This is a genomic window from uncultured Campylobacter sp. (genome assembly GCF_938017705.1).
Taxonomy (GTDB): Bacteria; Campylobacterota; Campylobacteria; order Campylobacterales; family Campylobacteraceae; genus Campylobacter_B.
Map to the genome: position 1 here is coordinate 23,018 of NZ_CALIIS010000016.1, position 8,755 is coordinate 31,772.

At 45.5% G+C, this 8,755-nt stretch carries 12 protein-coding genes; 10 read left to right on the forward strand and 2 right to left on the reverse strand.

The genetic code is table 11. The features are described from left to right. Nucleotides 1-60 precede the first annotated feature (60 nt). The 3 genes from obgE (at nt 61) to fmt (ending at nt 2,618) form a co-directional block, all read left to right on the forward strand. Complete coding sequence (obgE, locus tag Q0605_RS01045; RefSeq protein WP_298703470.1) at nt 61-1,116, forward strand: GTPase ObgE; 1,056 nt, start codon at nt 61-63, stop codon at nt 1,114-1,116. 126 nt (nt 1,117-1,242) lie between these two features. Next, nucleotides 1,243-1,584 carry a hypothetical protein gene (locus Q0605_RS01050; RefSeq protein ID WP_298703471.1) on the forward strand — a complete coding sequence of 114 codons (342 nt, stop codon included), beginning with the start codon at nt 1,243-1,245 and terminating at the stop codon, nt 1,582-1,584. A gap of 113 nt (nt 1,585-1,697) precedes the next feature. Next, nucleotides 1,698-2,618, forward strand: coding sequence for a methionyl-tRNA formyltransferase (gene fmt, locus Q0605_RS01055; protein ID WP_298703472.1), 921 nt, complete (start codon nt 1,698-1,700; stop codon nt 2,616-2,618). 42 nt (nt 2,619-2,660) lie between these two features. On the opposite strand, the gene Q0605_RS01060 is transcribed toward fmt, so the two are convergent. Together Q0605_RS01060 and Q0605_RS01065 are read right to left on the reverse strand one after the other, a co-directional pair. Then, nucleotides 2,661-2,888, reverse strand: a complete 228-nt coding sequence (locus Q0605_RS01060; RefSeq protein ID WP_298703474.1) for a hypothetical protein — start codon at nt 2,886-2,888, stop codon at nt 2,661-2,663. A gap of 56 nt (nt 2,889-2,944) precedes the next feature. Then, nucleotides 2,945-3,109 carry a hypothetical protein gene (locus tag Q0605_RS01065; RefSeq protein ID WP_298703477.1) on the reverse strand — a complete coding sequence of 55 codons (165 nt, stop codon included), beginning with the start codon at nt 3,107-3,109 and terminating at the stop codon, nt 2,945-2,947. 41 nt (nt 3,110-3,150) lie between these two features. On the opposite strand from Q0605_RS01065, the gene Q0605_RS01070 reads away from it, so the two are divergent. From Q0605_RS01070 to atpA, 7 genes are all read left to right on the forward strand, one after another. Further along, the gene (locus Q0605_RS01070) at nt 3,151-3,786 is read left to right on the forward strand and encodes a biotin--[acetyl-CoA-carboxylase] ligase (RefSeq protein ID WP_298703479.1); all 636 of its coding nucleotides are present in this window, start codon (nt 3,151-3,153) and stop codon (nt 3,784-3,786) included. Then, complete coding sequence (locus Q0605_RS01075) at nt 3,783-4,574, forward strand: AAA family ATPase (protein ID WP_177389424.1); 792 nt, start codon at nt 3,783-3,785, stop codon at nt 4,572-4,574. The genes Q0605_RS01070 and Q0605_RS01075 overlap by 4 nt, the downstream gene beginning before the upstream one ends. After that, nucleotides 4,562-5,425 carry a ParB/RepB/Spo0J family partition protein gene (locus Q0605_RS01080; protein WP_298703481.1) on the forward strand — a complete coding sequence of 288 codons (864 nt, stop codon included), beginning with the start codon at nt 4,562-4,564 and terminating at the stop codon, nt 5,423-5,425. The genes Q0605_RS01075 and Q0605_RS01080 overlap by 13 nt, the downstream gene beginning before the upstream one ends. 74 nt (nt 5,426-5,499) lie before the next feature. Beyond that, nucleotides 5,500-5,922 carry a F0F1 ATP synthase subunit B' gene (locus Q0605_RS01085; protein ID WP_297894462.1) on the forward strand — a complete coding sequence of 141 codons (423 nt, stop codon included), beginning with the start codon at nt 5,500-5,502 and terminating at the stop codon, nt 5,920-5,922. Between the two features lie 10 nt (nt 5,923-5,932). Further along, nucleotides 5,933-6,448 carry a F0F1 ATP synthase subunit B gene (locus tag Q0605_RS01090; protein ID WP_298703483.1) on the forward strand — a complete coding sequence of 172 codons (516 nt, stop codon included), beginning with the start codon at nt 5,933-5,935 and terminating at the stop codon, nt 6,446-6,448. Further along, nucleotides 6,448-6,978 carry a F0F1 ATP synthase subunit delta gene (locus tag Q0605_RS01095; protein ID WP_298703485.1) on the forward strand — a complete coding sequence of 177 codons (531 nt, stop codon included), beginning with the start codon at nt 6,448-6,450 and terminating at the stop codon, nt 6,976-6,978. Before Q0605_RS01090 ends, Q0605_RS01095 begins: the two co-directional genes overlap by 1 nt. Nucleotides 6,979-6,989: 11 nt before the next feature. Then, nucleotides 6,990-8,555, forward strand: a complete 1,566-nt coding sequence (gene atpA, locus Q0605_RS01100) for a F0F1 ATP synthase subunit alpha (protein WP_298703487.1) — start codon at nt 6,990-6,992, stop codon at nt 8,553-8,555. Nucleotides 8,556-8,755: the final 200 nt, after the last annotated feature.

Sequence of the window (8,755 nt, forward strand, 5' to 3'; positions counted from 1 at the left end):
ATTTAAAAATTATCTTCAACTCATTTGGCTATAATTGCCGTTTTAAATTTAAGGATAGCTATGTTCATAGACAGCGTAAAATTTAGCGTTAAATCTGGCAATGGCGGCGCAGGTTGCGTCAGCTTCCGCCGCGAAAAATTCGTCATCTCAGGCGGTCCCGACGGCGGCGACGGCGGCGACGGCGGCGACGTGTATTTTAGAGTAGATAAAAACTCTCATACCCTCTCATCCTACAAGGGCAAGCGTGAGTTTAAAGCGCAAAACGGCGCGCCCGGCGAGGGTCGCAAAAAGACCGGCAAAAGCGGCGAGGATCTCTATCTCATCGTGCCTCCGGGCACCAGCGTTTACGACGAGGATAGCGGCGAGCTGGTGCTTGATATGCTAAACGACGGCGAGACGAAGCTGTTTTTAAAAGGCGGTAAAGGTGGGCTTGGTAACGTGCATTTTAAAAGCTCGATCAACCAGGCCCCCGAATACGCGCAAAAGGGCCTAGAAGGGCAGACGCGCGAGGTGAGATTGGAGCTAAAACTCATCGCCGACGTGGGGCTCGTGGGCTTTCCAAACGTCGGTAAAAGCACGCTAATCTCGACTGTCTCAAACGCCAAACCCCAGATCGCAAACTACGAGTTTACCACCCTTACGCCAAAGCTAGGCCTCGTCGAGGTTGACGAATACAGCGGCTTTGTCATGGCCGATATCCCGGGCATCACCCTTGGCGCAAGCGAAGGGCGCGGGCTTGGCGTGCAGTTTTTAAAACACGTCGAGCGCACGAAAATTTTGCTTTTTATGCTCGATCTTGCGAACTACCGCAGCCTTGAGGAGCAGTTTGACGCGCTGCGGGCCGAGACGGCGAAATTTTCAGGAGAGCTTGCAAAAAGAGACTACGCGATCGCTCTAACTCGCGCGGACGCGGCCGAAAATTTGCAGGAAAAATTTGACGCTTTTTTGTCGCATTTGGGACTTGCGGGCACGGCTGGCGAGATGAAATTTAAACAAGATATTTATGAGTTTGACGCCGCTAAGCCGTTTTTCGTGATGTCGATCTCCTCGGCGACGGGACAAAATATAAACGAGCTAAAATTTAGCCTGCTTGAGCTGCTTAAAAAGGAGCTGTAGGTTGTGCTAAAGCCGCGCTGCAGAGGGCTTTTGCGAACGCAGGTCTTAAGCGCGTCCGAATATGTGGGTAAATTTTATGTTTACCGCTCGCAAACGTCGCAAAAAGATAAAATTTAAGAAGGCGAAATGAATAAAATTTTTATTCTAGTATTTTTATGCTTCGGCGCATACGGTTGCGATCCCGCCAATCCGGTGCCGAATTTTATGGACTTTAACGACAAGGATCACGACGGCGCGTTGAGCTTGCAGGAGTGGATGGCGAGCGAGGTGCCGTCTGGGCTGAGAGTAGAGCTAAATCTGCGCTCAGGCTCGGAATTTAAGAGGCTCGATGCTAATCGTGACGGCAAGATTAGCCTTGACGAGCTGGGAGCGAAACCGTCTGCAAAGATTTATTGGTCCAAAGATCCGTGCGCTTTTTGGCCTTGGCCGGACGGATCCGAGGATAAAAATCAATCCGTCGTCAAATAGGCGCGCGAGTGTGAACCAGGGTTTACCTCACGTCTGCGTACAATTTATTGCGAGCACGATTAGCGCCTGTATGATCGCTCGCACCGCGATGTGGCTAAATTTAAAGGAAAAGAATGAGTATAGTTTTTATGGGTACGCCCGAGTATGCGGCTAAAATTTTACGCGCGCTTGCGGGGGCGAAATTTGAGATCGCGGCTGTCTTTACGCAGCCCGATAAGCCCGTCGGCAGGAAGCAAATTTTAACGCCTAGCGAGGTTAAAGCTTACGCGCAGCAGCACCTTCCCGCCGTGCCGATCTTTCAGCCTGCGAGTTTAAAAGAGGGGGCGGTCGCAGCGCAGATAAAAGAGCTAAAGCCTGATTTTATCGTGGTTGCCGCATACGGTAAAATTTTGCCGCAAAGCGTGCTTGATATCGCGCCTTGCATAAACCTGCACGCCTCGATCCTGCCTAAATACCGAGGCGCGAGCCCGATCCAAAGTGCGATCTTGGCGGGCGAAAAGCAGACGGGCGTGACGGCGATGCTGATGGATGCTGGGCTTGACACGGGCGATATGCTTGATTTTGCCTACACGCCTTGCGAGGATAAAACGGCGGCGCAGCTGTTTGACGAGCTCGGGGATCTAGCGGGCGAGCTGACCGTGCGAGTGCTGCGAAATTTTGCAAATTTAACGCCGCTAAAGCAGGACGACGCACAGGCTACGCACTGCAAAAAAATAAGCAAATCTGACGGGCTTTTTAGCTTTGAGGAAAGCGCAGAGCAAATTTATAATAAATTTCGCGCATTAACGCCATGGCCCGGGATCTATCTATCTGGCGGGTTAAAAATTTTAGAACTAGAGCTTTTGCGCGAATCTAGCGGGCGTAAATTTGAACGCTCGGGCAAAATTCTGCACGTTGATAAGCCCAGTTTTTGCGTTTCTTGCGGCGAGGGTGCGGTTAAGATCATGAAGGTGCAAGAGCCCGGTAAAAAGCCGGTGGACGCCAGCGCGTATCTAAACGGCAAGCGGCTAAAGATCGGCGATCTGCTATGCTAAGCGGGATCTTAAATTCTCGCGTTTTATGCCGCGCTTTTGATGCTACGCGGGAATTTTATTTGCGCCGCGCTTTTGGCGTCGCGGCGAAATTCTGCCTTGGATATCGCCGCGATCGTGAAGTAAAATTTTGCCGTGCGGAATTTCGAAGCGAAGCTCCAAAATCAAGGCTTTATAAAATTTTAAAACCTCGCTTCTATGCTCTAAAATTTTACGCTCACAGGAGCTTAAAATTTCGCCGCCGCGGTTACGGATCTTGCGGCGTCGCACCAAACACGCACCATTTAAAATTCTGTGATCGTGCCGCAGAATTTTTGCTAGACAAAGCTTTAAAATTTTATCGAAATGCTGCTGGGAAAATCCGCGTTGCCGAAAAATTTAGCAAGATCGCAAAATTTCATCGCACAAAATTTCACTATGTCGTAAAATTTAATCGTGCTAAATTTCATCTTGTTGCAAAATTCTATCGCAGCGCAGAATTTAAACGCTTGCAATATTTCAAGGCGAGCACTTTGTCTTACGCTAGGAGCGGGTTTTGCAAGTAGAATTTGTAGAGCAAATGCCCTCTACGCAGGAGTTTTTGGTGGACGCCGTGCGCGAAGGCAGGATAACGCCGCCTTTTGCGATCGCCGCAAATCGCCAAAGCGCTGGTATCGGCTCGCGCGGCAATGATTGGGAGGGCGCGAGCGGCAATCTCGCATTTTCGTTCTGTGTCGCGCAGAGCGATCTGCCCGCAGACGTGCCACCTCAGTCAGCGAGCATATATTTTGCGATGATCATGCAGGAATTTCTCGCATCGCTCGGTTCGCAGCTTTGGCTTAAATGGCCCAACGATTTTTATCTAGGCGAGCGCAAAATCGGCGGGGCGATGACGAATAAGATCAAAAATACCCTCGTCTGCGGCATCGGCATGAACCTACTCGGCGCGCCCGAATATGCGGGAATTTTAGATATAAAAATTAGCGCAAAAGACGCTATAGAGGGCTTTTTTGCGCTATATGAAAATAAAATCCCGTGGAAGCAAATTTTTAGAAATTTTTCGTTACAATTCCAAAAATCGCAAAGCTTTGGCGTTCATCTAGGCGGTGAAAAATTTTCACTCGCGCAGGCTAAACTTTGCGAAGACGGATCGATCATAATAAATGAAGAAAGGGTTTATGCTTTAAGATGAGTGAAGTAATTACGATTGCCAATCAAAAAGGCGGCGTCGGAAAGACGACGACCGCGGTCAATCTTGCTGCGTCGCTAGCGATAAAGAAAAAGCGGGTCCTACTGATCGACGTAGACCCTCAGGCGAACGCTACGACCGGACTTGGCTTTAACCGCAGCGACTTTGAATTTAACATTTATCACGTCCTAACGGGGCGTAAAAGCATGTCCGAAGTGATCCAAAAGACCGAACTTGAGTTTATGGATCTGGTGCCGTCAAACATCGGACTTGTAGGTATCGAGCGCGAAGTAAGCGAAGAGAAAGACTTCAAACTAATGCTAAAAAATAAAATTTCCGAGGTTAAGGACAGATATGATTTCATAATCATCGATTCGCCGCCGACGCTCGGTAGCATTACGGTAAATGCCTTGGTCGCAAGCGATAGCGTAATTATCCCGATTCAGTGTGAATTCTACGCGCTTGAAGGCGTCGCGCTGATTCTAAATACCGTAAAAGTCGTCAAGCAAACGCTCAATAAAAATTTAAAAATTCGCGGATTTTTGCCGACAATGTACAGCTTGCAAAACAATCTCGCTAAAGAGACAGTTGCGAATTTACGCGAATATTTTGATGATAAGCTCTTTCGTATCGGCAAGAGTGATGATCTAGTCATCATTCCGCGCAATATTAAGCTAGCCGAAAGCCCAAGCTTTGGCAAGCCGGTAGTTTTATACGATATAAAATCTGCTGGCTCCATCGCCTATCAAGACCTCGCCAAATCCATAATGGAGCAAAAATGGGCAAGATAAAAAGAGCGCTCGGGCGCGGGCTCGGTGCTATTTTAGATGACGTAGAAAGCTCCTATAACAGGGAGCTAGAAAGTGGAAATGCAGATAGTTTAGTTATCGAAATCGATGTCGATAAAATCGAGCCAAATCCATATCAACCGCGGCAGAGCTTCGATGAGGAGGCACTTAGGCAGCTGAGCGAAAGCATCGCCCGCCACGGGCTTATTCAGCCTATCATTGTTATTCAAAAAGATGATTCTTACGTCCTTATCGCCGGTGAGCGGCGCCTAAGAGCGACGAAGCTTTTGGGCGAGAGTAAAATCAAAGCCGTAGTCGCGGACATAAAATCTCAAAATTTAAGAGAGCTTGCCCTCATCGAAAATATCCAGCGCGAGGATCTAAATCCTATCGAGCTTGCTAAGTCCTATAAGGAGCTCATCAGCGAATACAGGATCACGCAAGAGGAGTTAGCCGACATCATCAAAAAGTCCCGCACACAGATTACAAACACGTTAAGGCTTTTAAATTTATGCTCCGAAGTGCAAGACGCCATAAGCGCAGATAAAATTTCGCAAGGGCACGCCAAGATAATGGTTGGACTTGAAAAAGAGGATCAAATTTTAGCTCTAAACACCATTTTAGGACAGCGCCTAAGCGTAAGAGATACCGAAAATTTAGTAAAAAAGCTCAAAGATAAAACCGTTCCGAAAGAGAAAAAGCCTGGCGCGGAATTTCAAAGCTTCAAGCCCGAGCTTTTAAAGCTAAAGGCCAAGCTTGATCAATTCGGTAAAATAAGTATCAAAGAGCGTAAAATTTCGATCGAATTTAGCGAAATTTTACAAATTTCCGAGTTTTTAAAGAAAATCGGATGATTTTTTATAGTGTATTTTAATTTTTCATATTGTAAAATACGCATTTTGTTTAAAACTAACCTAGAGGAGGTGCGATGCTAGACGTAAGTTTGACCGCCATGATAACGACCATCGTCGTATTTTTAGCTTTGATTTACTTCTTAAATATCAAGCTTTATAGACCGCTACTTTTGCATATGGAAAAGCGAGAAGCTATTATTAAAGAAGATGAGGCAAATGCGATGAAAAACGCACAGGATGCAGATGCCGATAAAGCAGAGATCGTAAGGATCATGGATGCTGCGAAGTTGCAAGCTGTTAAAATAAAGCAAGAGGCGATGGATAGTGCGAAGCAGGCTGCCGCTAGAGAAATAGCCGAGAAAAAAGCCGCGATGGAGGAGGATTTTGATCAATTCTTAGGCGGTTTGGATGAGCAAAAGCGCAACCTAAAAAATGATTTGCAAGCCAAAATTCCGGAATTTAAAAATGCTCTAAGTAGCGCTGTGGCTAAAGTATGAGGTTTTCAGTATGAAAAAATATCTATTTTTATTTATAATTCCCGCGCTTGTTTTAGCAAGTGGCGAGCACGATGGAGTCAAAGACTACGACGTGCTGTGGCGAAGCATAAATTTCATTTTATTTTTCGGAATTTTGTTTTATCTGTTAAAAGGTCCTGCAAAAGCGGCATATCAAGGTAGGATCGACGGCATCGCATCTAGGCTTGAAGCTAATCAAAAAATTTTAAAAGAGTCCGCAGCTCGCAAAGAGCAAGCTAAAAAAGATCTGCAAGATGCCAAGGTTCAAGGCGCAGCTTTAATCGAAACCGCTAAAAAAGAGATCGTGTTCGCTGCCGAAAAGATAAAAAATGCGACCGAGCAAGAGATTGCGAATTTGCAAAAATCTTTCGACGAGCAGAAGAGCTTTGAGGCGCGTAAGATCAAAAAAGAGGTCGTAAGCGAGATACTGGATGATGTTTTTGCATCGGACGACATTAAATTCGGTCAAGACAAACTGGTTAAAATCGTAGAGAAAAAGGTCGGATGATGATAAATAACACCTCAAAAAGATATGTAAACGCCCTGATACTGAGCTATAAAAAAGATGAACTATGCTCTGTTTTGCAGACGCTCGAGAGCGTCGCGAGCGCGTTTAAAATTCCAAAATTCCAAGATATTGTAAAATCTCCGACGCTAAAAGAGGAATCCAAAGTGGAACTTATCGCGTCATTTATAAAAAATCCAAGCGAAAAAATCGTAAATTTTATTAAACTTTTAGCTAAGAATAGGCGTATTGCACTAATCCCGCAGATAGTCGAGGAACTGCGCAAGAATATTGCGGCGCTGGATAATAAATATTTGGGTAAAATTTATTCCGCTACCGAAATAGACGCCGCGAAAATAAAAGAGCTAGAAACTAAAATTTCAAAGAAATTTAATGCAGATATTACCCTACAACCCGTTAAAAGTGAGCTTGAGGGTATTAAGATCGAAGTCGAGGATCTTGGATTTGAGATTAGTTTTTCAGTTGATAGATTGAAACAAAAAATGAGCGAATATATTTTAAAAGCAATTTAAAGGAGTAAAGCGTGGGTGCGAAAATTAAGGCAGACGAAATCAGCAGCATAATCAAAGAGCGAATTGAAAATTTCGATCTTAGCGTTGATATCGAAGAAACCGGTAAGGTCGTTTCGGTCGCAGACGGCGTTGCTAATGTTTACGGCTTAAAAAACGTAATGGCTAACGAGATGGTCGAATTCGAAAACGGAGCTCGTGGTATCGCGTTAAATTTAGAGGAGAGCAGTGTCGGCATCGTTATTTTAGGCGATACTAGCGGTATTAACGAAGGTAGTAGCGTTAAAAGACTGGGTAAGCTTTTACGCGTTCCGGTAGGTGATGCGCTAATAGGTCGCGTAGTAAATGCCCTAGGCGAGCCGATCGACGGCAAGGGCGCGATAGAGACCAGCGATACTAGATTTGTCGAAGAAAAGGCTAAAGGTATCATGGCTCGTAAATCCGTCCATGAGCCACTTCAAACGGGTCTTAAGGCGATAGACGCGCTAGTGCCGATCGGTCGCGGACAGCGCGAGCTCATCATCGGCGACCGCCAAACAGGAAAAACCACCGTTGCTGTTGATACTATCATCAATCAAAAGGGCCAGGATGTCATCTGCATATATGTAGCAATCGGTCAGAAACAATCCACCGTCGCACAAGTCGTTAAAAAGCTTGAAGAATACGGCGCGATGGATTATACGATCGTAGTTGCAGCCGGTGCTAGCGAGGCAGCCGCGCTTCAGTATTTGGCTCCGTATTCGGGCTGCACCATGGGTGAGTATTTCAGAGATAACTCCCGCCACGCGCTTATCATATATGACGATCTTAGCAAACACGCGGTTGCGTATCGCGAAATGTCACTTATTTTACGCCGTCCACCTGGACGTGAGGCTTATCCTGGTGACGTGTTCTACTTGCACTCTCGCTTATTAGAGCGCGCTGCCAAAGTGATTGCCGATGATACCATTGCACGCCAAATGAACGACCTCCCCGAAAGCATCGCTCCACTCGTAAAAGGGGGTGGTTCACTCACTGCTTTACCTATTATTGAAACTCAAGCGGGCGACGTATCAGCTTATATCCCTACTAACGTGATTTCTATTACTGACGGACAGATATTCTTGGAGTCTGATTTGTTCAACTCAGGGGTACGTCCAGCTATCAATGTGGGTATTTCGGTATCGCGTGTGGGAGGTTCAGCACAGATTAAATCGATGAAGAAAGTAGCGGGTACCCTCAAATTAGACCAAGCACAATACCGCGAACTCGAAGCTTTCGCCAAATTCGGCTCTGACCTCGATGCAGCTACTATGGGGGTTATCGAAAAAGGGAAGCGCAATGTGGAAATCTTAAAACAACCACAAAACGACCCTTACCCCGTAGAAAACCAAATTGTGATTATCTATGCAGGTTCTAAAAACTTATTGAGACAAGTGCCTGTGGACAAGATAAAAGAATTTGAGAGAGAATATTTAGAGTTCCTCAATGTATCCCATCGTGACATTTTAGACGAGCTAAAAGCTGGCAAACTCACCGATGAGATTACAGCTATTCTCGAAAAAGTAGCGAAAGATTTGAGTGAAAAATACGCGAAATAGTAAATTCTTTTTAAACATTTATTCTTATGAGTGTTATTATATGGATAATTATTGGAGCTATCTTTTTATTTGCGCTAAAGATTTATGTAAACAAACTTTATACAAAAAAACATTTGCAAAAACAAATAGGGCACATCAATCAAAACCCTTTAACAGAGGAACAGATACGATTGCTTACTTTTGGAGCAATACTGACGTAT

What these genes read in the sequence shown, in the direction of transcription:
- Q0605_RS01075 (WP_177389424.1), top strand. Translation starts at nt 3,783, where the DNA reads ATGAGTGAAGTAATTACGATTGCCAATCAAAAAGGCGGCGTCGGAAAG.
- Q0605_RS01080 (WP_298703481.1), top strand. Translation starts at nt 4,562, where the DNA reads ATGGGCAAGATAAAAAGAGCGCTCGGGCGCGGGCTCGGTGCTATTTTA.
- Q0605_RS01090 (WP_298703483.1), top strand. Translation starts at nt 5,933, where the DNA reads ATGAAAAAATATCTATTTTTATTTATAATTCCCGCGCTTGTTTTAGCA.
- fmt (WP_298703472.1), top strand. Translation starts at nt 1,698, where the DNA reads ATGAGTATAGTTTTTATGGGTACGCCCGAGTATGCGGCTAAAATTTTA.
- Q0605_RS01050 (WP_298703471.1), top strand. Translation starts at nt 1,243, where the DNA reads ATGAATAAAATTTTTATTCTAGTATTTTTATGCTTCGGCGCATACGGT.
- obgE (WP_298703470.1), top strand. Translation starts at nt 61, where the DNA reads ATGTTCATAGACAGCGTAAAATTTAGCGTTAAATCTGGCAATGGCGGC.
- Q0605_RS01095 (WP_298703485.1), top strand. Translation starts at nt 6,448, where the DNA reads ATGATAAATAACACCTCAAAAAGATATGTAAACGCCCTGATACTGAGC.
- Q0605_RS01085 (WP_297894462.1), top strand. Translation starts at nt 5,500, where the DNA reads ATGCTAGACGTAAGTTTGACCGCCATGATAACGACCATCGTCGTATTT.